Raw genomic sequence first — 20,858 nt, 5'->3', positions numbered from 1 at the left:
TCGAGCACCGGCGCCGGACCCGCTGGGGTTCACACCGACTTCGCGAGCCACTCGTCGAACGTGGTCGGCGCGATCCGGGCGCGCTCGCCGGGCAGCAGCGCGTTCCCGGCCATCTCCGGCCCGAACACGCCCGACCACGTCGGCACGAGGCGCACGTCCCGGCCACGCGCCTGGTGCGTGCGCCGTGCCATGTCGACCAGGTCCTGCGTCTCGGGGCCGGCGACGTCCGCGTAGCGCCCCTGCGGCTCGCCGACGGCGAGCTCGGCGAGGACGTCGGCCACGTCCTGCGGCGCGATCGGCTGCACCAGCAGCGGCGCGATGGTGGCGACGCCGTCCCGCTCGGTCCAGCCCGCGACCATCTCGGCGAAGTCGTGGAACTGCGTGGCGGGCACGATCGTCCACGGCACGGGGCTCGCCTCGACCAGGCGTTCCTGCTCGCGCTTGCCCGCGTAGTGCACGTTGCCCTCGATGTCCGCGATGCCCACGATCGACAGCAGCACGTGGTGCCGGACGCCGGCCCGCGCCTCGGCCGCGAGCAGGTTCCGGGTCATCGCGCCGAACAGGCCCACGGTCTCGGCGCGGTCCGCCGACGGCACGTTGACCGCGTCCACCACCGCGTCGACGCCGGCCAGCGCCGCGTCGAGCCCGTCGCCGGTCGACAGGTCCACGCCGTGCGACCGGCTGATGCGCACGACCTCGTGCCCGTCGCGCTCGAGGTTGGCGACGGTGAGGGAGCCGATGTTGCCGGTCGCGCCGGCGACTGCGATCCGCATGACGATCCTTCCGCTGCTGCTGGGCTGTGCCCCGAACCTATCTCGGACTAAACAGATCCGCAATATCTTGGATAGACTGGCCCGTGTGAAGCTGCCTGTGAGCACGGAGTGGGTCCTGCACTGCGCGACGACGCTGGCGCAGCTCGAACCGGGGACCACCGCGTCGGCGGCCCAGCTCGCGGCGTACTACGACCTGCCCGCGCCCTACCTCGCCAAGCAGTTGCAGGGGCTGGTCAAGGCGGGTGTGCTGACCGCGACGACCGGTCCGCGCGGTGGCTTCCGGCTGGCCAGGCCCGCCTCGGAGATCACGCTGCTGCACGTGGTGGAGGCCGTGGACGGCGCGTCCTCCCCGTACGAGTGCCAGGAGATCCGGCAGCGTGGCCGGGGCGCGCTGCCCGCCGAGGACTGCCGCAACGCGTGCCTGCTCGCCGCGAAGATGGCCACCGCGCACGACGCGTGGCGGCGCACGCTCGCCGCGGAGTCGTTGGCCGACGTCGTCGCCGAGTTGCCGTCGACGGCCGTCGCCCGCACCCGGTCGCTCATGGCGGCCACGGCTGCCGCGCTCCGCCGCACGCCGTGAGGCCCTGACGCGCCCCGGAGGCCCCGCGGCACGAACCCGATTCGGCCAAACGTCTGCGCGCGCACTGCGCCTGCCGATATAGCTGTACCCCTGGGAACGGCCGACGCGCCGGCGCCGTCTGACGGCGTGGTGTCGAGTGGACTGGTGGGCGGACATGAGTGGGTTCGGTGCGGTGCCCGAGGAGCTGCGGCGGGCGGCCGGGCAGATCGGCGACGTCGGCGACAGAACCGCGGGCATGGTGTGGTGCGGGCCGAGCGGTGAGTACGGGCACGCCGGGGTCGCCGGCGCGTGGGAGCTGTTCATCGAGGAGATGCGCGCCTACGTGGAGCGGCTGCGCCGGGAGGCCGACGAGCACTCCATCGGGCTGCGCGCGGCGGCATCGTCCTATGCGGACGTCGACGACGCGCGCGCGGACGTCTTCGGCCGGCTCAACCCGGAAGGGCCGGTGTCCTGATGGCGGCACGACTCGGCGAGACGACCGACCCCAAGGCGCTCGTCCCCGGTGAGCCCGAGCTGATCACCGGCGACCTGCGGCAGCTCGTGGGCACGTTGCGGCTGGTCGTGGCCGTGGGCGAGGACCTCGGCCGGATCGACCCCGGCGGCTGGAGCGGCGGCGCGGGCGACGCGTTCCGGTCGGCCTTCCGGGCCGAACCGCCCCGGTGGCTCCGGGCGGGCGAGGACCTCGGCGGCGGCGGGCAGCTGCTGGCCGACTACGGCGACGCGCTGGTCGCGAGCCAGCGCGAGGCGCAACGCGCCGTCGAGCTGCACCTGGCGGCGCAGGCGGCGACCCGGCTGGCCGCCGCCGAGCACGCCGCCGCGGCGCTCTCCGGCGGGCAGACCGCGCCGTTCCAGGACCCGGGCCAGGCGGGCGCGTCGGAGGCCCAGAAGGTGCTCGACGACGCCCGCAAGGGCCTGTCCGGCATCGGCGACGTGGTCGCGAAGGCGCTCGGCTGGGAGTCCGACGGCAAGGGCGGCTACAAGAAGACGTTCGGCAAGGCGAAGTACGGCGCGGCGCACCGCGAGACCGACGAGGAGGGCGAGGACACCGGCGGCTGGCAGTACGGCGTCAACGGGCGCTCGTACGAGAGCAAGTCCGGCAGCGAGTCCAAGCGCCTGCTCACCGACGCGCTCGGCGAGGTCGCCGAGAAGATCGGCATCGACCTGCACGAGCGCGAGTGGGGCGACGACAAGCACGTCGACGTCAAGCACGGCGAGAAGGACGGCGACTTCCACGCGGGCCCGGTCACGGGCCAGGGCCGGATCGGCGGCTCCGTGCTCGGCGCGGACGCCGGGTACACCGCCACCGCGAGCTACGCGGGCGTGTCGGTCGGCGCGCACGCGGGCGCGTACCTGGCCAGCGGGTACGCCGACGGCGAGATCAAGGTCGGGCAGCACGCGAGCGTCTCGGGCAGCGCCGAGGGCACGATCGGCGCCGCCGCGGAGGCCAAGGGCTCCATCGGGATCCTCGGTGCGAAGGGCAACGCGGAGGCCTTCGCGGGCGCGAAGGTGTCCGGTGAGGCGGGCGCCGAGGTCGCCGGCATCGGCGCGGGCGTGAACGGCGAGGCCTGGGCCGGTGTCGGCGGGCACGCGAGCGGGCAGTTCGGCGTGGGCGAGGACGGCAAGTTCCACATCGGAGGGTCGGTGGGGCTCGCGTTCGGCGTGGGTGGCAAGGTCGGTTTCGACGTCACCGTCGACCCGGTCGAGGTCGTGGAGACGGTGGTCGACGTCGCGGACGACGTCGGCGAGGTCGCCAAGGACGTCGGCCGCGGCGTGGAGAACGCCGGCCGCGCGATCGGCCGCCTGTTCGGCCGATGAGCTATCCCAGGAGGACACCAGGCATGGCCACCACCCTTCCGGTGCCGATCGAGTTCTCGCTGCCCGACGGGTGGCTCTCGGCGCCGCCCGACGAGGTCGGCGCCTCGCAGGCGGCGTTCGTCGCGCTGCACCCCGGTTCCAGCGCGGGGTTCACCGCGAACATCACCATCAGCGGCGAGGTCCGGGCCGACGACGCGACGCTGGCGCAGATCGCCGACCAGACCGCGGCGAGGCTGCGCCGCGACGTCGGCGCGGTGGAGGTGGGGCGGCGCAACGAGCTGGAGTCCGCCTACACGCAGGTGCTGCGGCTGACCGCGCCCGTCGGCGACCGCTCGGTGGACCTGGTGCAGCTGCAGGTGTTCCTGGCGATGGCGGACGTGCGCGACGAGCGCAGGCGCGCGGTGCTGGAGATCGTGCTCAGCGCGACGCCCGGCCAGTTCGAGGACCTGGTCGGCGACTTCCAGGCGTTCCTCAAGACCATCCGACCGGACGAGGGGGCATCCCGGTGACGGAGTCCGCCGACATCCTGCTGCGGCGCATCGAGGCCATCGACACCGCCGCGGCCGACAACCGGTTGCGCGCGGAGTCGTTCCAGCGCATGACCGAAGGGCTGCGGGACGTGGTCGGCACGGCGACGTCCGACGACGGCGTGGTGACCGTGGTCGCGGGGTCGGACGGCGCGGTCAAGTCGATCGCGTTCGGCCCGGCCGTGCGCACGACGGACCCGGCGGCGCTGTCGTCCGCCACCCTGCGCGTGATCGCGCTGGCCCGCGCGGACGCGGCGCGCAAGCAGGCCGAGGTGGTCCGCTCGGCGCTGGGCGACACCACGCTGCTGGACCGGGTGCTCGCCGAGGACCGGCGGGTGTTCGGCGACGAGCCGCCGCAGGAACCGCCCGCCGCCGTGCCGCCCCGCGTGATCCGGAGGGTCGCGCCGGTGGAGGACGAGGAGCCGGAGCCCGCTTACCGGAGCCGCGACGCCTGGTGAGTCAGGAGCCGCAGACGCAACCCCGGTGGTGGTTCTCGCTGACGGTCGCGGTGCAGAAGCGCATCGCGATCCGGTCGTGGGACTTCCACGGGTGCGGGCACACGGCGCACTGAAGGGTGTCGGCGGCGTCGGTCTCGGTGACGTCGGTCGACTCGGTGGTCGGCATGACGTGGTTCATCGGATCTGTCCTGTCCGCACCCGCGGAGCGCGTCGATCTCCGGGCGGTGCGAGATGGGTCGGGACACCGGCAACTCATGACTGATGCTCGAACGGTTCCCGCCTGCACCCAAAGGTACACGCTGAGCCGGCATCGGCCGTCGGCCGGACGGCCTGGTCCCAGTGGCCCGCCATGGCGCACCCGTGGGCGTGCGCGGCGACCGTGCCGATGAACGTCCGCTACGGCTCGGGCTCGAAGCGCTCCAACGCGTGCTCGGGCCCTGCGCGGGCGACGCCTCCGAGCTCCATTGTGGAGCGACGCATTTCCTTCGGTGCGCCGGAAAATCACACCGGACGGGCGATCCGCGGGTGGTCTCCGGTGCCCGGGTCCCGCGCGACCGGTGCGGAGAAGCCCGGCGCCCCTCGGCCCAGGACTGGACCGAGGGGCGCCGGGTTTCGAGTCTCCGCCGGCGTCACCGCTGGTAGGAGCAAGTCGAACGGGCTGCGAAGTGATCAGATGGCGCGGACGCCGACGGCCTGGGGACCCTTGGGGCCCTGGTTGACGTCGAACTCGACGCGCTGGTTCTCCTCGAGGCTGCGGTAGCCGTTGCCCTCGATCTCGGAGTAGTGGACGAACACGTCCGGGCCGCCCTCCTGCGCGAGGAAGCCGAAGCCCTTCTCCGAGTTGAACCACTTCACGGTTCCCTGAGTCATGATCTCTCCTTGGCAGTGCCGGCTGCGGCGCCCCGGTCGGGGCTCCGGGTCGGATTCCAGACGACGACTTCTCCAGCTTGTCCTGCAAGGCAAAGGAAGAACTTCGTCCGCAACATCATTCCCGCGAGACTTCGATGGAAACACGGACACAAGATTGACGACCACCCCGTACAACCACGGGAGGGCCGGGTTCGTTCCCCGGACCCTCCCCGGGTGGCCCAAGTCACCCGTTCGAGGGTGGGAGGGGTCACGGGCATCGCTAGTACATTGTGGACAGACGGGTGCGGGGTGCGATCCGCCGATCGGCCGTGTCGTCGGAGCCGACGTCGTGGTGGTGCGCCCGACACGCCCGCGCCAATGCTGTGGCGGTCACGGCACCGCGACGTGTACCGTAGGTCTCATCGGGGCGTTTCTCTATCTTCTCGAACCCCGAACACCCTCGCGCCGTGCGGGGATCTCCGGACCGGCATCGCCGACCGTGAGCACGCATCGGACGCGGAGAAAGTCGGAAACCCATGTCATCCACGTACCACGACCTGTTCAGCCACCCGGACACGGACCGGCCCGAGGACACCAGCGGCCCGCGCCGCGACGAGCAGCGCGCCTACACCGACCTGTTCCGCGAGCCGGCCGATGTGCCGCCGCAGGGCACCGGCAACACCGCCTGACCAGGGCACTCCACCCGCGCGGGAACCCCCGGTGTCATCCGCACACCGGGGGTTCGCCGTCGCGGGCGTCAGGCCGCACTCACTCCGCGCGCCACAGCGCGGGCACGTTCGGCGGTTCCCAGCCCGGCTGGGCGAGGTGCCCCTGCAAGCACACGTACCCCACGCCGTTGTAGGTGACGGTCGCGCCGATCGCGTAGTTCGTGCCCACCGCCCACGTGCCGCCGCCCGGCGACGACGGGGTCGTGGTCGTCGGCCGCGTGGTGGTGCTCTGCGGCACGTTCAGCACGAAGTCGAACTTCGCCTCACGGCCGCCGCCGACGGTGCGCACCTCCATCAGCAGCCGCGGGTCGAAGATGCTGTCGGTGTTGTTGCGCGGCTCGCCCGGGAAGTACAGCTGGGTGGTGAGCACGGGCCGGCCGGGCGCCTGCAGCTTCACGTGGATGTGCCTGGTGCGGCCGGGGTAGAGGCCGGGCACGATCGTGCTCAGCGTGAACGTGCCGTCCGGGTTGGTGAACTGGTGGCCGCGGAACCGGTAGCCGGTGTTGTCGTACACGCCGTTGACGTCGGCCTGCCAGAAGTCCATCAGCACGTTGCCCAGCGGCAGGCACGCCAGGCCGAACACGTAGCCGGTGACGGTGAGCCTCGTGCCGGGCGTCCCCGCGTCGACCAGCGACGTGCGGCGCGGCGAGTTCGGTTTGAAGTACGGTCCCTCGGTCTGCGGCGGCGTCGGGTCGTCGCCGTCGTCGCACTCCGGCGTCAGCGCGACCTGCTCGCCGTTCGCGCCGACCGTGCGGGCCAGCGCGGGCACGCCCATCATCGCCACCGGCAGCGCGACCCCCGCGGCCACCGCGGCGCGCAGCACCGTCTTGCGGCTGAGGTGGCGTGCGTCCGACTCGTCGGCCGAGGGCTGCCCGGTCGTGCCGCGGTCGCCGTCCGTGGATGCGTCCATACCTGCTCCTCGTGGGGGCGTTCGGTTCGGGATCGACCACGAACCTACGGACGCCGCTCACCCGCGGACGATGGACTGGCGCCGCCGTTCGTGGTGATCCTCGCGGTCTCCGTTGCCGTTCGCGCTCACTGTGAACGGCCTGCCGCGCGGCGGAACGCCCCGGGGCTCGCGCCCGTCTCCCGGCGGAAGAAGCGGCAGAAGTAGGCGGGATCGTCGAAGCCGACCCGGTTCGCCACCTGCCGCACGCTCAGCTCCGTCTTGGCCAGCAGCCGTTGCGCCTCCTGCGTCCGCGCCTGGCGGACCAGCTGCGACGGCGTCCGCCCGGTCGCGGCCTTCACCGCCTCGGTCAGGTAGCCGGGGGTCACGCCGATCCGCTCCGCGTACGCGCGCACGGACCACAGCCGGTGGTCCGTGCGGCCGGACAGCCGGACGAACTCCTCCGCCACCGCGCCGGGTCGGGCGGGCGGCGGCGCGGCAGGTGTCGCGGTCAGCCGGGCCGCGCGCACGACGAGCACGTGCAGCAACGCCCGCAGCACCGTGTCCGCGCCCGCTTCGCCGTGCCGGTACTCCTCGTGCAGCTCGCCGATGAGCCGGCCGATCCGGGCGTGCGCGGGCTCGTCCAGCGTCAGCCAGGGCCGTTCGCTGAGCCGGCGCAGCAGGTCGCGGTCGGCGGGGTGGTCGAGCAGGAAGTCGTCGGTGAACAGCAGCACCGAGCCCTGCAGGTCGTGCGCGCCGTCCCAGTGGTGCACCTGGCCGGGCGCGATCACGCACAGGTGCGGCGGGCGCAGCTCCCAGCGGGCCAGGTCGACGACGTGCGTGCCGGTGCCGCCGGTGACGTGCACGATCTCGTGGAACGTGTGCCGGTGCGGGAACGGCGCGCGCGACATCGGCCCGATGGTGTCGAACGTGCCGACCGCGAACGGGAGCGCGCTGGGCGCCGGCACCTCCAGCCGGTGCAGCGGCAACCCGCCCTCGCGCGGCTCCCGGCACGGCGTTCCCGGTAACACGGTGGTGCCGCGCATAGTCCCGATCCCCTCTCCGGTGAAGGTCCAGACCAATTCTCGCTCTCGACCACCATGGCACGACCGGGCGCGCGGGGGGAACGGCGGCGAGGTCGTCCGGTCGCCCTGGGTAAGCGCTTGCCTGCGGTGCGTCGGCCGTTCGCCGTCCGATCGCGCTCCGCAGCGCTGGCGGGGCGAACCTTTACAACGTTGTATCAACGATATAAAACGGAGCCGCCCTTGAAGAGTGACGCCGCTCACTCACACCCGGATCGAGGAGCGCACGAATGCCCCTGCCTGCCCGCGTCGGCGTCGCGGTGGTCGCGACCGCCGCCCTGCTGACCTCCTGCACCAGCCGTGAAGCCGAACCGTCCACCCGCGGCACGGGCGGTCCCGCCGCCTCGGCCGCCGCCTCCCAGGCGAGCGGCCCCGGCTGCGCCCGCGAGCGGATCGGCTACCCGAAGATCGACGTCAAGGACGCCGTGATCGGGTTCTCCCAGTCCGAGAAGGAGACCAACCCCTTCCGCATCGCGGAGACGAAGTCGATCGAGGAGGAGGCCGCGAGGCTCGGCGTCCCGGCCGACAAGCTCCTCGTCACCAACGCCCAGAGCGACCTGAACAAGCAGATCAGCGACATCAAGTCGCTGCTGGACCGGGGCGCGCAGCTGCTGGTCGTCGCGCCGCTGAACTCCGACGGGCTCCAGCCCGCGCTGGACGCGGCGAAGGCCAAGAAGGTCCCGGTGGTCACGATCGACCGCAAGGTGACCGCCGAGCCGTGCGCCGACTACCTGACGTTCATCGGCTCGGACTTCGTCGAGCAGGGCAAGCGCGCCGCCCGGGCGATGGTCGCGGCGACCGGTGGCGTCGGCAAGGTGGCCATCCTGCTCGGCGCGTCGGGCAACAACGTCACCACCGACCGCACGAAGGGCTTCAAGGACGAGATCGCCAAGACGCCGGGCATCACCGTGGTGGCCGAGCAGACCGGCGAGTTCGACCGCTCCAAGGGCCAGGCCGTGATGGAGCAGCTGATCCTGGGCAACCCCGACATCACCGCCGTCTACGCGGAGAACGACGAGATGGGCATCGGCGCGGTCACCGCGTTGAAGGCCGCGGGGCGCACGCCGGGCCAGGACGTGAAGATCGTCTCGATCGACGGCACGCTCACCGCCGTCCAGCTCGTCGCCGACGGCGGGTACGACGCCGTGATCGAGTCGAACCCCCGGTTCGGCCCGTTGGCGTTCCAGACCTTGCAGGACTTCGCCGACGGCGAGGAGATCCCGCCGGCCGTGATCATCGCCGACGACTCCTACGACCGGTCCAACGCCGCCCAGAAGCTCGCGAACGCGTACTGACATGGTGTTGGAGGTCGTCGACGCCACCAAGGAGTTCGTCGGCGTCAAGGCATTGGACCGGGTGTCGTTCTCGGTGCGGCCGGGTGAGGTGCACGCCCTGGTCGGCGAGAACGGCGCGGGCAAGTCGACGTTGATCAAAGTGCTGACCGGCGTGCACCGGCCCGACTCCGGGCAGGTGCGCCACCGCGGCGAGCCGGTCGAGTTCCACCGGCCGCTCGACGCGCAGCGGGCCGGCATCTCCACCATCTACCAGGAGGTGAACCTCGTCCCGCTGATGAGCGTGGCGGCGAACTTGTTCCTCGGCCGGGAACCGCGCACCCGCTTCGGCCTCGTCGACCGGGCCCGGGTGCACGCCGAGGCGGCCGAGGTGCTCGCCGGGTACGGGATCCACGACGACGTGCGCCGCCCGCTCGGGACGCTCGCGGTGGGCGCCCAGCAGATGGTCGCGCTGGCCCGCGCGGTCGCGGCGGACGCGCACGTGGTCATCATGGACGAGCCGACGTCGTCGTTGGAGCCGCGCGAGGTCGAGACGCTGTTCTCGGTCATCGAGCGGCTGCACGGGCGCGGCATCGCGATCGTGTACGTCAGCCACCGCATGGACGAGCTGTACCGGATCTGCGACCGCGTCACCGTGCTGCGGGACGGCCGGCACGTGCACACCGGGCCGTTGGCGGACCTGCCGCGCATCGAGCTGGTGTCGATGATGCTCGGCCGCAGCGTCGGCGACATCCGCGCGCACGGCGCGACGGCGTTCAGCGAGGAGCACCGGGCGGGCGCGGAACCGTTGCTGCGCGCGGAGGACCTCACCAGCGGACGGCGGTTGTCGGGCGTCTCGGTGTCGATCCGGCCCGGTGAGGTCGTCGGCCTCGCCGGGCTGCTCGGATCCGGTCGTACGGAGACGGCGCGCGCGATCATCGGCGCGCTGCCGCTGGACTCCGGCACGGTCCTGCTCGGCGGCAAGGCGTTGCCGGGCAACGTCGGCGCGGCCGTGCGCGCGGGGGTGAGCCTGCTGGCGGAGGACCGCAAGACCGAGGGGATCGTGCCGAACCTGTCCGTGCGGGAGAACATCGTGCTCGCCGCGCTGCCCCGGCTGTCCCGCTTCGGCGTGGTCAGCCGGACCAGGCAGGACCGGGTGGTGGAGACGTTCATCCGGCGGCTGCGGATCAAGGTGTCCGGGCCGGAGCAGAAGGTCGCCGAGCTGTCCGGCGGCAACCAGCAGAAGGTGCTGCTGGCGCGGTGGCTGTGCACGCAGCCGAAGGTGCTGCTGCTGGACGAGCCGACCCGCGGCATCGACGTCGGCGCGAAGGCCGAGGTGCAGGCGTTGATCGACGAGCTGGCCCGCGAAGGGCTGGCGGTGCTGCTGATCTCGTCGGAGCTGGAGGAGCTGCTGGACGGCGCGGACCGGCTGGTCGTGCTCAAGGACGGCGCGGTGGTGTCGGAGCTGGTCGGCGACCGGCTGACGCGCGACCACGTGCTGTCCGCGATCGCCTCGGGGGACTCATGACGGCTCTGGTGCGGGACCGCGCGCGCACGGCGCGGTGGTTGCAGGAGTACGGCGTGTACGTCGCCGTGGTGGCGTTGCTGTTGTTCAACATCGCGTTCACGTCGAACTTCCTGACCGCGGGCAACCTCCGCACGCAGCTCGTGCAGGCGGCGCCGGTGTGCATCGTGGCGTTGGGCATGGCGCTGGTGATCGGCACCGAGGGGGTGGACCTGTCGGTCGGCGCGGTGATGGCGGTGTCGGCCGCGGTCATCCCGCTGTACCTGGGGTACGGGCCGTTGCCGGCGATCGCCATCGCGCTGGTGGCGGGGCTGGTCGCGGGCATGTTCAACGGGGTGCTGGTCGCCTACCTGGGCATCCAGCCGATCGTGGCCACGCTGGCGCTGCTGGTCGGCGGTCGCGGGTTGGCGCTGGTGATCGCGGAGGGGCAGTTGGTGCAGCTGCGCGACCCGACGTTCCTCGCGCTGGGGACGGGCGACGTGTTCGGCGTGCCGGTCGCGGTGGTGGCGGCGGCGGTGTTCGCGGTGGCCGTGGCGCTGATCGTGGGGCGCACGACGTTCGGCAGGCAGTTGGTCGCGGTCGGCGGCAACCGGGCGGCGTCGGTGCTGGCGGGCGTGCCGGTGCGACGGGTGCTGATCGGCGTGTACGCGATCTGCGGCGTGCTGGCGGCGGTGGCGGGCGTGCTGTCCACGGCGCGGCTGGGCGCGAGCGACCCGGCCGACATCGGGCTGCTGATGGAGCTGTCCGCGATCACCGCCGTGGTGGTGGGCGGCACGCCGTTGACCGGTGGCCGGGTGCGGGTGCTCGGCACCGTGGTGGGAGCGCTGCTGATGCAGCTGGTGCGGGCGACGTTGATCAAGCACGACCTGCCCGACTCGACCGCGCAGATGGCGCAGGCCGCGATCATCGTCGGCGCGGTGTACCTGGCGCGTGAGCGGAGCAGCCGGTGACCGGGCTGCGCGGCGGGGTCGGCCGGCACGGCGCCGCGGTCGCTCTGGTGCTGATGGTCGTGGTGGCGTGGCTGTCGTTCCCCCGGTTCGGCAGCCTGGACAACGTGCGCGACCTGGCGTTGCAGGGGTCGTTCCTGGCGATCGTGGCGCTCGGCATGACGTTCGTGATCATCACGGGTGGGATCGACCTGTCGGTGGGGTCGGTGTACGCGCTGGGCGGCGTGCTGGCCGCGTACGGCTCGCAGTGGGGCTTCCTCGTGGCCCTGCTGCTGCCGCTGGCGGTGTGCGGGTTGATCGGGTTGCTCAACGGCCTGCTCGTGGCGCGGACCGGCATGGCGCCGTTCATCGTCACGCTGGCGACGTTGTTGCTGGCGCGCGGGCTGCTGCTGGCGATCACGTCCGAGGGGTCGACGACGTACCGGATCGCGTCCGGGTCGCCGTTCCTGGAGCTGGGGCGGGGGACCGTGTTCGGGTTCGGGTACCCGGTGTTCCTGGCGGCGGCGCTGTGCCTGGCCGGTGGTCTCGTGCTGCGGCGGACGGGGTTCGGGCAGTCGGTGTTCGCCACCGGCGGCGCGGAGCAGTCCGCGGTGCTGATGGGGCTGCCGGTGGCGCGGACCAAGGTGGTCGTCTACACCGTGAGCGGGGTGCTGTCCGGCTTCGCGGGCGCGGTGACGGCGGCGTACCTGGAGTCCGGCGTGACCGTGATCGGGGTCGGGGAGCTGGACGCCATCGCCGCGGTCGTCATCGGCGGCACCCTGCTGACCGGCGGGCTGGGCACGGTGCTGGGCACGGTCGTCGGCGTCGCGCTGCGGGCCGTGATCCAGAACGTGATCAACCAGATCGGCACGTTGGACAGCAACTACCAGTCGGTGGTCAGCGGCGCGTTCCTGCTCGTGGTGGTGGTGCTGCAACGCACCCTGGCCGGGCGGGGCGGTTGAGCGCTCGTGGCGCCCGACCGCTTAGTACCTCTTGGTGGCCCTCACCGTGATCCCCTGCGGCGCCAGGCCCGGTTGCGCCGGGCCCGGCCCGCCGGGTCCCGGTCCGGTCGCCGTGCTCTCCGAGCCGCCGAGCAGGATGCCGGTGAGCGACGCGCGTTCGGCGGCCATGGCCCGCGCCACGTCGGCGAGCTCGTCGCCCACCACCGGCACGCCGCCCGCGCCGTCCGCCCGCACCGCGCCCAGGACGGCCCGCCGCAGCAGCTCCTTGATGAACGACGCCGTGACGCCCTCGGTCGCCTCGACCACCGGGCCCAGTTCGGCCCGCAGGTCGACGCCGCGCCCGTACAGCTCGACCAGCCTGCGGCGGCCGTCGGCGTCGGGTCGGGGCACCTCGATGGCCAGGTCGACGCGCCCCGGCCGGTCGGCGAGCGCGCGTTCCAGCTCGTCGGCCCGGTTCGTGGTGAGCACGAACGTGACGTCCGCGTCCGCGCCGACCCCGTCCATCGCGTCGAGCAGCGTGAACAGCAGCGGGTTCGTGGGGCCGGCCGCGTAACCGCGGTCCATGGCCACCAGGTCGACGTCCTCCACCACGACCATCGACGGCTGCAACCGCCGCGCCAGCGCCGCCGCCTGCCCGATCAGCCGCATCGCCTGGCCGGTCAGCAGGATCACCGTGCAGTCGGACAGCCGGCTCATCAGGTAGCGGACGGTGTGCGTCTTGCCGGTGCCGGGCGGTCCGTGCAGCAGCAGTCCGCGCTTGAGGTGCTGGCCCGCCGCGAGCAGCCGTTCGGAGTGCTCGGCGATGCCGACCACGTGCTCCTCGATCGTGTCCAGCACGCCGTCCGGCAGCACGACGTCGTCGGCGTCCAGGGCGGGTCGGGGGAGGAACGTCAGCAGCTCGTTGCCGCGGTGCTCGCTCACGCCGAACGCCAGCACTTGCCGCCGGAACACGTCGTGCTCCCGCATCAACCGCTCGATCTCACCACCGACCGCCCGCGCCGCCGCCCGATCGGCCGCGAGGACCTCCAACCGGCAGGCCGGCGGCCCGAAGTCGTTGGACCCCCGGATGCCCACCAGCACGGGCGTGCCGTCGGGAGCCGTGGTCGGCACCAGGCCGAGCTGGACGACCTCGACGCTGTCCTCCGGCCCCACCGCCGCGGTCGCGTAGTCCGCCGCCCCGAGCCCGACGCCGACCGAGTGCCGTGCGGCCAGGAGCATCCCCATGAAGTCCTCGTGGCCGCGGTGGTGCCCACCGACCCCGAACCACTCGGGCTCCGGCGTGTGCTCCGCGAGGTAGGCGTCGACACCCCGCTGGAGGTTGACGTGCTCCCACGCCTCGAACTTCGTGGTGACCGACAGCACCTGCGCCAACTCGCACCCGAGGTGATCCCGGAGCCGCGCGAGCAACGGCGTCGCCTCACCGTCCTGCTCGACGAGATTCGCGGTCACGTGCATCAGGCGCCGCAAACTGCTCGCGAGCGCTCTTGCCTCGTCCGCGGAAATCTCCCCCATCACCGCCACCCCCTTGCCGACCATCTTCACCCATCCGGGCCGCCGTGTCGCGCGGATGACCTGATGTCCACGTCTCCCGGATTTCACCCCATCGTGTCTGGCACGGTGGGGCGGTGCGAGTTGCGGACGATGCCGGCCACGTGTTGAACGCCGAGTTCTCGGTGAAGCCGGACGGTGAGCACCTGGCGGTGCTGTTGGAGAGCGCCGGCGGGCAGACCGCCGACGGCGGGGTGCGCAACGCCGACTACCGGCCCGGGTTGACCGCGCTGCTGAGCAGGCTGGCGGCGGTCGACGCCGTGCTGCTGGACGCGCTGGTCGACTCGCGCCAGGTCCGCGACCTGGCCGAGGACGAGCGCAGGCTCCTCCCGGAGCCGGTGTGGCTGGGTCGGGGCGTCGACATCTCCGAGCTGCGCCGGCGGCTCACCAGCGGCCAGGGGCGCATCGGGCAGCGGCCGGGCGCGCCGAAGGCGGGCAACAACAGCAAGCGCCTTCGGTTGCGGGTCGACGTGCCGGGGTACCGGCCGGCGGAGGCGGACGCCGAGCGGCTGGCGAGCGACCTCGCGCGGCCACTCACTCGGCTCCCGGAGCGGTTCCGCGTGCCCGACCTGCTGGCCGCGTTGGAGAGCCTGGTCGCGCACCGGCAGGGCGGCCGGGTCACGCTGCACAAGCCCTTGGCGCTGACGTGGGCCCTCGGGCAGCTCGCGGCTGGGCACGGCCGGTTGTTCGAGTGGGCCGAGTTCCGGACGCCGGTCGCCGCGCTGTTGCGCGAGTTCGGGCGACCCGGCGCGAGCGCGACGCCCCAGTACCCGTTCTGGCGGCTCCGCTCCGCCGACGCCCTGTGGGAGACGCACGGGTTGACCGGCGAGCCGACGGCCGCGGACGGGTCGGCCCTGGCGGGGTTCACGGAGCAGGCCGCCGAGTTGCTGTCCGATCCCGTCGTGCGCGCGCAGGCGGCCGAGGTGTTGCGCGTCACCTACCTCTCCGAGGTCGACCACCGGGCTTTGTGGCGGTGGGTCGGCCTGCCGGTCGCCGAGCCGCCGCGGGCGCTCGACGTGCTGCGAGACCTCATCGGCGCCGAGTTGCCGACGGCGTCCGGGCGGACCGTCACGGTGGTGGGGGTCGATGCGTCGGCCGCCCGGGTGGCGACCGCCGACGGACCGGTCGAGATCGCGGTGGACGAGGTCCAGGCGGCGCTCGACCGGCTCACGGAGGACGGGACCGCGTCCGTCGGGCAGAGCGAGGTCCTGGCCGCCGTGGTCGCGACGGTGGCCGGCGCGGCCGTCAAGGCCGGGCAGGCCGTGCTGGGCGCCGGCCGGGACGGGCGCGACAAGCACTTCGCCGAGCTGGACGGCCGGGTGGTCGCGAAGTACCGCAAGGAGCAGGGCGAACTGCGGAAGGTGCTGGTCGGGGACGCGGCCGAGGCGCCGTGCGCGCTGTGCGGGCGGGTGTTCCCGGTCGAGTTGCTGATCGCAGCGCACATCAAGCGGCGGGCGGTGTGCGACGACGACGAGCGCAACGACCTGCGCAATATCGCGATGCTCGCGTGCTCGTTCGGCTGTGACCGGCTCTTCGAGCTGGGGCACGTCTCGGTGGGCGAGGACGGCGTCGTGCTCGTCGCCTCCGACGGCGGCCTGCTCGATCCGCACCTCGAACACCTGCGCGGCCGCGTCACGGAAGCCTTCCACCGGCGGTCGGCGCGGTACTTCCGGTGGCACCGCCGCAACGTGTTCAAGGGTCGGACCGGAGAGGGTGTCGGAGGGGTCGGTTAGGATCGCGCGATGGCTTCGCAAGAGGTGCTGCGAAGGATTTTCGGGTACGAGTCCTTCCGCGGGGAGCAGCAGGACATCGTCGACCACGTCGTCGCCGGCGGGGACGCGTTGGTGCTCATGCCCACCGGCGGCGGGAAGTCGTTGTGCTACCAGATCCCCTCCCTGGTGCGCGAGGGCACCGGGGTGGTCGTGTCGCCGCTGATCGCGTTGATGCAGGACCAGGTGGACGCGTTGCGCGACCTCGGCGTGCGCGCCGGGTTCCTCAACTCGACCCAGTTCCCCGACGAGCGCTCGATGGTCGAGGCCGAGTTCCTGGCCGGCGAGCTGGACCTGCTCTACCTCGCCCCCGAACGCCTGCGCACCGAGCAGACCACCCGCCTGCTGGAGCGCGGCCGGATCGCGCTGTTCGCCATCGACGAGGCGCACTGCGTCTCCCAGTGGGGCCACGACTTCCGACCCGAGTACCTCGCGCTCTCCCACCTGCACGAGCGGTGGCCGGAGGTGCCCCGCATCGCGCTCACGGCGACCGCCACGCCGGCCACGCACGCCGAGATCGCCGAACGCCTCAACCTCGGTGACGCGAAGCACTTCGTCGCCAGCTTCGACCGCCCGAACATCCAGTACCGGATCGTGCCCAAGAACGAGCCGAAGAAGCAGCTGCTGGAACTGCTGCGCACCGAGCACCAGGGCGACGCGGGCATCGTCTACTGCCTCTCGCGCAACTCGGTGGAGAAGACCGCCGAGTTCCTCAGCCAGAACGGCATCCCGGCCCTGCCCTACCACGCGGGCCTCGACTCGGGCACCCGCGCGCGCAACCAGTCGCGCTTCCTGCGCGAGGACGGCCTCGTGATGGTCGCCACCATCGCGTTCGGCATGGGCATCGACAAGCCGGACGTCCGGTTCGTCGCCCACCTGGACCTGCCGAAGTCCGTGGAGGGCTACTACCAGGAGACGGGCCGCGCGGGCCGCGACGGGCTGCCGTCCACCGCGTGGCTGGCCTACGGCCTGCAGGACGTCGTCCAGCAGCGCAAGATGATCGACGACTCCGAGGGCGACCAGCAGCACCGCCGCAAGCTCATGGCCCACCTCGACGCGATGCTCGCGCTGTGCGAGACCGTCGAGTGCCGCCGCGTCCGGCTGCTGGACTACTTCGGCCAGTCCGCCACGCCGTGCGGCAACTGCGACACCTGCCTCGCGCCGCCGGAGACGTGGGACGGCACGGTGGCCGCGCAGAAGGTGCTGTCCACCGTGGTGCGGCTGCGCAACGAACGGCGGCAGAAGTTCGGCGCGGGCCAGACGATCGACATCCTGCTCGGCCGCAAGACCGCGAAGGTCATCCAGCACGACCACGACCAGCTGAAGGTCTTCGGCATCGGCACCGAGCTGAACGAGAGCGGCTGGCGCGGCGTGATCCGCCAACTCCTCGCGCAGGGCCTGATCGCGGTCGAGGGCGAGTACTCCACGCTCGTCGTCACGCCGGCCAGTGACGAGGTGCTCTACCAGGGCCGCAAGGTGGCGATGCGGCGTGAGCCGGAGCGCGCGGCCAAGGTCAAGACCGCCAAGGCGGCCAAGAACGCGCCGGTGGACCTGCCCGCCGAGGCCGCGCCGGTGTTCGAGAAGCTGCGCGCGTGGCGGACCACGCAGGCGAGGGAGCAGGGCGTCCCGCCCTACATCATCTTCAACGACGCCACGCTGCGGCAGATCGCCGCGACCACCCCGTCCACCTTGGACGAGCTGAGCGCGATCAGCGGCGTCGGCGAGAACAAGCTGGCCAAGTACGGTCAGCAGATCCTGGACACGTTGAGCGCATGAACGACCTCCGCGCCGACTGCACGCGCTGCTTCGCCCTGTGCTGCGTGGTGCCCGCCTTCGGCAAGTCGGTCGACTTCGCGATCGACAAGCCCGCCCGCACGCCGTGCCCGAACCTGCTCGAGGACTTCCGCTGCGGCACCCACACCACGTTGCGGGACAAGGGTTTCACCGGCTGCACGGTGTACGACTGCTTCGGCGCGGGCCAGCAGGTGGCGCAGGTGACGTTCGGCGGCACGAGCTGGCGTGACGACCCGGCGTCGGCGTCCACCATGTTCGACGTGTTCCCGGTCATGCGCCAGCTGCACGAACTGCTCTGGTACCTGACCGAGGCGCTGGACCTGGAGCCGGCCCGCGAGCTGCACCCCGCCGCGCGCGAGCTGAAGGAGACGATCGAGGCCCTCACCGCCGGCACGCCCGAAGAGCTGGTGGAGCTGGACGTCGGACCGCACTGGGAGCGCGCCAACGCCCTGCTGCTGCGCGCCAGCGAGCTGACCCGCGGCAAGGGCAAGAACCGCCGGGGCGCGGACCTGATCGGCAAGGACCTCAAGGGCGCCAACCTCCGGGGGTCCAACCTGCGCGGCGCTTACCTCATCGGCGCCAAGCTGACCAACGCGGACCTGCGGCTGGTCGACTTCATCGGCGCGGACCTACGAGGCGCCGACCTGTCCGGCGCGAACCTGACCGGGAGCTTCTTCCTCACCCAGGCCCAGGTGGACGCCGCCAGGGGCGACGACGCGACGAAGCTGCCGAAGTCCGTGACCCGCCCGGCGCACTGGGTACGTCGACGGGCGTAGTCGCGGGAGCCGCTGCCGGACCGACGCGGTGACGGGCGCCGGCGCGCCACGCTGTGCGCCATGGAAGCCGCGAAAGCCACCGAAGCCACCACAGCGGGGAAACCCGCCCGGGCCGGGAAACCCACCAGGTCCGCGAAGCCCGTCAGGGCCGGCAACGGCCTGAAACCCAAGGCCCGCAAGACCTGGCTGCTGCTGCACGTCGTCACGTCCGTGGGCTGGCTCGGCGTCACGATCGGGATGCTCGTGCTCGCGCTGGCGGCATTCGACGCGCCGCAGCTCTACCAGGCGATGGAACTGCTCGGCGACCTCGTCGTGCTGCCGCTGGCACTGGGCGCGCTGGTCACCGGCGTGGTGCTGTCGCTCGGCACGAAGTGGGGCCTGGTGAGGCACCGGTGGGTGCTGGTGAAGTTCGTGCTGACCGTCGTCGCCGTCGTCGCCACGACGTTCTCGCTGCGCTCGGGCCTGCACGAAGCGGCGGACGGTGTCGTCGCGGCGGGTGGCGACGTGCTGGCGGCGGCGTGCGTGTCGTTGGCGCTCTACACGTTCAACACCGTGCTGTCGGTGTTCAAGCCGTGGGGCCGGACCCGGTGGGGCTGAGCTCGGCGCGCCTGCGCTCGACGCTCGCCGTCAGCTCGACCGGGTCGCACTCGGCGAGGTGGTCGCGGACCAGGTCGTGCGGGAACCGGTGCTCGTCCACCAGCAGCACCCGGTCCCGCGCGGACTGCAGGACCGCCTTGCGCCGCAACGGGAACTCGTCCAGCGCGAGCGGCCGGGCCAGCAGCTCCGCCAGGAGGTGGAACGGCCGGTTCGCGATCGGCGTGACGGCCAGGCCGACCAGCAGCCCGGTCACCGCGCCCAACGCCGACAGCCCGACGTCCGCGCCCACGAGCGCCGCGAGGCCCACCCCGACCGCGCCCGCCGCGGGCAGCCAGCGCAGGCCGCCGGCGGGCCGGACTCGCACCCCGGACCACACCTCGCGCAGACCGCCGACGAACGCGCCCACCAGCGCGCCCGTGCCGAGCCCGATGCCCAACCCGGCCGACACCTCCGCCGACGGTCCGGTCACCACCATCACGCCGGCGGGCACGAGCGCGCACGCCACCGCCCAGTACCGGTCACGGGTGTTGCCGTACGCGACGAGCAGCGCGACCACGACGACCAGCCCGTACCCGACCGCCGCGGGCCACCGCGCGACCTGCGTGCCGACCAGGCCGCCGAGGAACGCCACCCCGCCGGCCACCACCGCCCCGGCGACGAAACCCGTTGCCGCCCAGACGTTCCCCCGGCTCGGGTCACCGCGCGTCACCCGGAAAGCGCTGTGCGGCACCAGCACCGTGGCCACGGCGGCGACCGAGGCCGCCACCAGGCCGAGCCGCACGCCCACCACGAAGCACAACGCCGCCGCCGCGCCCGCCAACGCGCCCGGCGCGGCCCGCCGGAACAGCCGCCACACCGCCTCCGGGCCGACGAAGTCCAGCCACACGTGCCGCGGTGGCAGCCGCGACCGCGCCAGCAGGTCGTGCTTGCGCCGCGCGATGCGGGCCAGGAACCGCAACGCGCGCACCGTCCGCTCGGGACGCGCCGCGCCCCGTGCCGCCGACTCGACCACGTAGGTGTCCAGCACGCCCCGGTACTCCGCCCGCCCGGCCCGGTAGGCCAGCGCCAGCAGGCCGAACGCGAGCGGCGTGCGCAGCTCGTCCCACAGGTCCGGGTTCTTCTCCAGCTCGTCGTGCAGGCCGTCCAAGCGCGGACCGCACGCGGCGATCAGCTCCTGGACCACGGTGCGGGACAGCGGTTCCACCTGGACGACGTCGCACCGGGGCAGGTGCTGGTACTCGTCGTTCGCGGTGCACAGCACGACCTGCGGCACGTTCAGCGCGGTGATCCAGGCCAGGCACTCGACCCGGTCGGCGGGCGCCAGCTCGTCCAACCCGTCGAACAGCAGCACGAGGTTGCGCTCCCGCAGCCACGCCCGGCCGACCCGCGGCGCGATCCGGTACCGGTCGGCCAGCACGCGCAGCAGCCACGCGCCGAAATCGTCGTCGCGCCGCCACCCGCCGAGGTCCACCACCACCGGTATCGGCCGGACCGGGTCGAGCGCGGCCCGCGCCAGCAACGCCTCGGCCAGTTCCAGCAGCAACGTCGTCTTGCCCGCGCCCGCCTCGCCGGCCACGACGACCGGGTGGCGCACGCGCGTCGACAGGCGCGGCCCGACCCTGGGCGCGACACCCAGCTTGAGCCGCAGCTGCTCGGCCAGCGACCCGTCCACCCGCGCCCGCACGAACCGCTCGACCCGGTCCAGCGCCATCCGGCGGTTCGCGGGGTGCGCGGGTCGTCTTCGCACGAGCAGCGCGCTCAACCGGTCCCACGCCGCGAGGCACGCGGTGAGCGCGGACAGCACGACCAGCGCCGGCCACAGCCACCGCGCGTGCGGGCCGAGCACCGGCAGCGCCGACCCGCCCGTGGCGGCGTTGATCGCGACGGGGACGAGCACGAGGCACGTCACCCCGCCGACCGCGGCCAGGGCGACCAGACGGGTGGTGCGGCCCAGCCTGGTCCAGCGGGCGCGTCGCGCATCCATCGGGCCTC

Annotated in this window: 21 protein-coding genes; 14 read left to right on the top strand and 7 right to left on the bottom strand. The window is 72.8% G+C overall.

Annotated features, from left to right (window positions below):
* Positions 1-29: 29 nt before the first annotated feature.
* Positions 30-773: an SDR family oxidoreductase gene (locus tag AB0I91_RS05650; protein WP_498782994.1), complete on the bottom strand. Its 744-nt coding sequence runs from the start codon at positions 771-773 to the stop codon at positions 30-32.
* 85 nt (positions 774-858) lie between these two features.
* On the opposite strand from AB0I91_RS05650, the gene AB0I91_RS05645 reads away from it, so the two are divergent.
* The 5 genes from AB0I91_RS05645 (at position 859) to AB0I91_RS05625 (ending at position 4,153) form a co-directional block, all read left to right on the top strand.
* The gene (locus tag AB0I91_RS05645; RefSeq protein ID WP_499635448.1) at positions 859-1,353 is read left to right on the top strand and encodes an RrF2 family transcriptional regulator; all 495 of its coding nucleotides are present in this window, start codon (positions 859-861) and stop codon (positions 1,351-1,353) included.
* 154 nt (positions 1,354-1,507) lie between these two features.
* A complete protein-coding gene (locus AB0I91_RS05640) occupies positions 1,508-1,807 on the top strand; it encodes a WXG100 family type VII secretion target (protein WP_498782998.1) in 300 nt (99 codons plus the stop codon).
* The gene (locus tag AB0I91_RS05635; RefSeq protein ID WP_499635444.1) at positions 1,807-3,168 is read left to right on the top strand and encodes a putative T7SS-secreted protein; all 1,362 of its coding nucleotides are present in this window, start codon (positions 1,807-1,809) and stop codon (positions 3,166-3,168) included. Before AB0I91_RS05640 ends, AB0I91_RS05635 begins: the two co-directional genes overlap by 1 nt.
* Before the next feature lie 23 nt (positions 3,169-3,191).
* Positions 3,192-3,677 (top strand): hypothetical protein, encoded by a 486-nt coding sequence (locus tag AB0I91_RS05630; RefSeq protein ID WP_499607551.1) that lies wholly within the window; start codon positions 3,192-3,194, stop codon positions 3,675-3,677.
* The gene (locus tag AB0I91_RS05625; RefSeq protein WP_499635441.1) at positions 3,674-4,153 is read left to right on the top strand and encodes a YbaB/EbfC family nucleoid-associated protein; all 480 of its coding nucleotides are present in this window, start codon (positions 3,674-3,676) and stop codon (positions 4,151-4,153) included. Before AB0I91_RS05630 ends, AB0I91_RS05625 begins: the two co-directional genes overlap by 4 nt.
* A gap of 1 nt (position 4,154) precedes the next feature.
* Here the strand turns inward: AB0I91_RS05625 and AB0I91_RS05620 are convergent, their stop codons facing one another.
* Positions 4,155-4,331, bottom strand: a complete 177-nt coding sequence (locus AB0I91_RS05620) for an RGCVC family protein (RefSeq protein WP_498783005.1) — start codon at positions 4,329-4,331, stop codon at positions 4,155-4,157.
* A 491-nt stretch (positions 4,332-4,822) separates the two neighbouring features.
* Entirely contained in the window at positions 4,823-5,023 is a 201-nt protein-coding gene (locus tag AB0I91_RS05615; RefSeq protein WP_230566948.1) for a cold-shock protein, read from the bottom strand.
* 515 nt (positions 5,024-5,538) lie between these two features.
* On the opposite strand from AB0I91_RS05615, the gene AB0I91_RS05610 reads away from it, so the two are divergent.
* Positions 5,539-5,691, top strand: a complete 153-nt coding sequence (locus tag AB0I91_RS05610; RefSeq protein WP_230566947.1) for a hypothetical protein — start codon at positions 5,539-5,541, stop codon at positions 5,689-5,691.
* A gap of 79 nt (positions 5,692-5,770) precedes the next feature.
* Here the strand turns inward: AB0I91_RS05610 and AB0I91_RS05605 are convergent, their stop codons facing one another.
* Both AB0I91_RS05605 and AB0I91_RS05600 read right to left on the bottom strand, forming a co-directional pair.
* Entirely contained in the window at positions 5,771-6,640 is an 870-nt protein-coding gene (locus tag AB0I91_RS05605) for a dioxygenase family protein (protein WP_499635438.1), read from the bottom strand.
* Positions 6,641-6,765: 125 nt separating this feature from the next.
* Complete coding sequence (locus AB0I91_RS05600) at positions 6,766-7,662, bottom strand: helix-turn-helix transcriptional regulator (protein WP_499635435.1); 897 nt, start codon at positions 7,660-7,662, stop codon at positions 6,766-6,768.
* A 266-nt stretch (positions 7,663-7,928) separates the two neighbouring features.
* Here AB0I91_RS05600 and AB0I91_RS05595 point away from each other — a divergent pair, with 266 nt between their 5' ends.
* Genes AB0I91_RS05595 through AB0I91_RS05580 form a run of 4 tightly spaced genes read left to right on the top strand, consistent with a single transcriptional unit; the run spans position 7,929 to position 12,382 of the window.
* Positions 7,929-8,993 (top strand): ABC transporter substrate-binding protein, encoded by a 1,065-nt coding sequence (locus AB0I91_RS05595; RefSeq protein ID WP_499607558.1) that lies wholly within the window; start codon positions 7,929-7,931, stop codon positions 8,991-8,993.
* 1 nt (position 8,994) lies between these two features.
* Complete coding sequence (locus AB0I91_RS05590; protein ID WP_499635433.1) at positions 8,995-10,497, top strand: sugar ABC transporter ATP-binding protein; 1,503 nt, start codon at positions 8,995-8,997, stop codon at positions 10,495-10,497.
* Complete coding sequence (locus tag AB0I91_RS05585) at positions 10,494-11,444, top strand: ABC transporter permease (protein WP_499635430.1); 951 nt, start codon at positions 10,494-10,496, stop codon at positions 11,442-11,444. Before AB0I91_RS05590 ends, AB0I91_RS05585 begins: the two co-directional genes overlap by 4 nt.
* Before the next feature lie 53 nt (positions 11,445-11,497).
* Positions 11,498-12,382 (top strand): ABC transporter permease, encoded by an 885-nt coding sequence (locus AB0I91_RS05580; RefSeq protein ID WP_499635717.1) that lies wholly within the window; start codon positions 11,498-11,500, stop codon positions 12,380-12,382.
* Positions 12,383-12,403: 21 nt separating this feature from the next.
* On the opposite strand, the gene AB0I91_RS05575 is transcribed toward AB0I91_RS05580, so the two are convergent.
* A complete protein-coding gene (locus AB0I91_RS05575) occupies positions 12,404-13,894 on the bottom strand; it encodes an AAA family ATPase (RefSeq protein ID WP_499635427.1) in 1,491 nt (496 codons plus the stop codon).
* A gap of 113 nt (positions 13,895-14,007) precedes the next feature.
* Between AB0I91_RS05575 and AB0I91_RS05570 the strand changes: the two genes are divergently transcribed.
* The 4 genes from AB0I91_RS05570 to AB0I91_RS05555 are packed head-to-tail and all read left to right on the top strand — an operon-like array spanning position 14,008 to position 18,866.
* Positions 14,008-15,663: a phosphorothioated DNA-binding restriction endonuclease family protein gene (locus AB0I91_RS05570; protein ID WP_499635424.1), complete on the top strand. Its 1,656-nt coding sequence runs from the start codon at positions 14,008-14,010 to the stop codon at positions 15,661-15,663.
* Between the two features lie 9 nt (positions 15,664-15,672).
* Entirely contained in the window at positions 15,673-17,475 is a 1,803-nt protein-coding gene (recQ, locus tag AB0I91_RS05565; RefSeq protein WP_499635421.1) for a DNA helicase RecQ, read from the top strand.
* Positions 17,472-18,269 (top strand): pentapeptide repeat-containing protein, encoded by a 798-nt coding sequence (locus tag AB0I91_RS05560; RefSeq protein ID WP_499635419.1) that lies wholly within the window; start codon positions 17,472-17,474, stop codon positions 18,267-18,269. Before recQ ends, AB0I91_RS05560 begins: the two co-directional genes overlap by 4 nt.
* Positions 18,270-18,329: 60 nt before the next feature.
* Positions 18,330-18,866 carry a hypothetical protein gene (locus AB0I91_RS05555; RefSeq protein WP_499635416.1) on the top strand — a complete coding sequence of 179 codons (537 nt, stop codon included), beginning with the start codon at positions 18,330-18,332 and terminating at the stop codon, positions 18,864-18,866.
* Here the strand turns inward: AB0I91_RS05555 and AB0I91_RS05550 are convergent.
* Positions 18,835-20,850: an NACHT domain-containing protein gene (locus AB0I91_RS05550; protein ID WP_499635413.1), complete on the bottom strand. Its 2,016-nt coding sequence runs from the start codon at positions 20,848-20,850 to the stop codon at positions 18,835-18,837. The genes AB0I91_RS05555 and AB0I91_RS05550 overlap by 32 nt on opposite strands.
* Positions 20,851-20,858 lie beyond the last annotated feature (8 nt).

This window comes from Actinosynnema sp. NPDC049800, assembly GCF_040656635.1.
Lineage (GTDB): Bacteria > Actinomycetota > Actinomycetes > Mycobacteriales > Pseudonocardiaceae > Actinosynnema.
The sequence above is the reverse complement of the archived record's forward strand: the minus strand, read 5'-3'. Positions and strand labels throughout refer to the sequence as shown.

Coding starts and splice junctions, on each gene's coding strand:
- recQ (WP_499635421.1), top strand. CDS start 15,673: ATGGCTTCGCAAGAGGTGCTGCGAAGGATTTTCGGGTACGAGTCCTTC.
- AB0I91_RS05575 (WP_499635427.1), bottom strand. CDS start 13,894: ATGGGGGAGATTTCCGCGGACGAGGCAAGAGCGCTCGCGAGCAGTTTG.
- AB0I91_RS05635 (WP_499635444.1), top strand. CDS start 1,807: ATGGCGGCACGACTCGGCGAGACGACCGACCCCAAGGCGCTCGTCCCC.
- AB0I91_RS05560 (WP_499635419.1), top strand. CDS start 17,472: ATGAACGACCTCCGCGCCGACTGCACGCGCTGCTTCGCCCTGTGCTGC.
- AB0I91_RS05610 (WP_230566947.1), top strand. CDS start 5,539: ATGTCATCCACGTACCACGACCTGTTCAGCCACCCGGACACGGACCGG.
- AB0I91_RS05580 (WP_499635717.1), top strand. CDS start 11,498: ATGGTCGTGGTGGCGTGGCTGTCGTTCCCCCGGTTCGGCAGCCTGGAC.
- AB0I91_RS05650 (WP_498782994.1), bottom strand. CDS start 773: ATGCGGATCGCAGTCGCCGGCGCGACCGGCAACATCGGCTCCCTCACC.
- AB0I91_RS05615 (WP_230566948.1), bottom strand. CDS start 5,023: ATGACTCAGGGAACCGTGAAGTGGTTCAACTCGGAGAAGGGCTTCGGC.
- AB0I91_RS05640 (WP_498782998.1), top strand. CDS start 1,508: ATGAGTGGGTTCGGTGCGGTGCCCGAGGAGCTGCGGCGGGCGGCCGGG.
- AB0I91_RS05620 (WP_498783005.1), bottom strand. CDS start 4,331: ATGAACCACGTCATGCCGACCACCGAGTCGACCGACGTCACCGAGACC.
- AB0I91_RS05555 (WP_499635416.1), top strand. CDS start 18,330: ATGGAAGCCGCGAAAGCCACCGAAGCCACCACAGCGGGGAAACCCGCC.
- AB0I91_RS05605 (WP_499635438.1), bottom strand. CDS start 6,640: ATGGACGCATCCACGGACGGCGACCGCGGCACGACCGGGCAGCCCTCG.
- AB0I91_RS05590 (WP_499635433.1), top strand. CDS start 8,995: ATGGTGTTGGAGGTCGTCGACGCCACCAAGGAGTTCGTCGGCGTCAAG.
- AB0I91_RS05585 (WP_499635430.1), top strand. CDS start 10,494: ATGACGGCTCTGGTGCGGGACCGCGCGCGCACGGCGCGGTGGTTGCAG.
- AB0I91_RS05600 (WP_499635435.1), bottom strand. CDS start 7,662: ATGCGCGGCACCACCGTGTTACCGGGAACGCCGTGCCGGGAGCCGCGC.
- AB0I91_RS05595 (WP_499607558.1), top strand. CDS start 7,929: ATGCCCCTGCCTGCCCGCGTCGGCGTCGCGGTGGTCGCGACCGCCGCC.
- AB0I91_RS05630 (WP_499607551.1), top strand. CDS start 3,192: ATGGCCACCACCCTTCCGGTGCCGATCGAGTTCTCGCTGCCCGACGGG.
- AB0I91_RS05550 (WP_499635413.1), bottom strand. CDS start 20,850: ATGGATGCGCGACGCGCCCGCTGGACCAGGCTGGGCCGCACCACCCGT.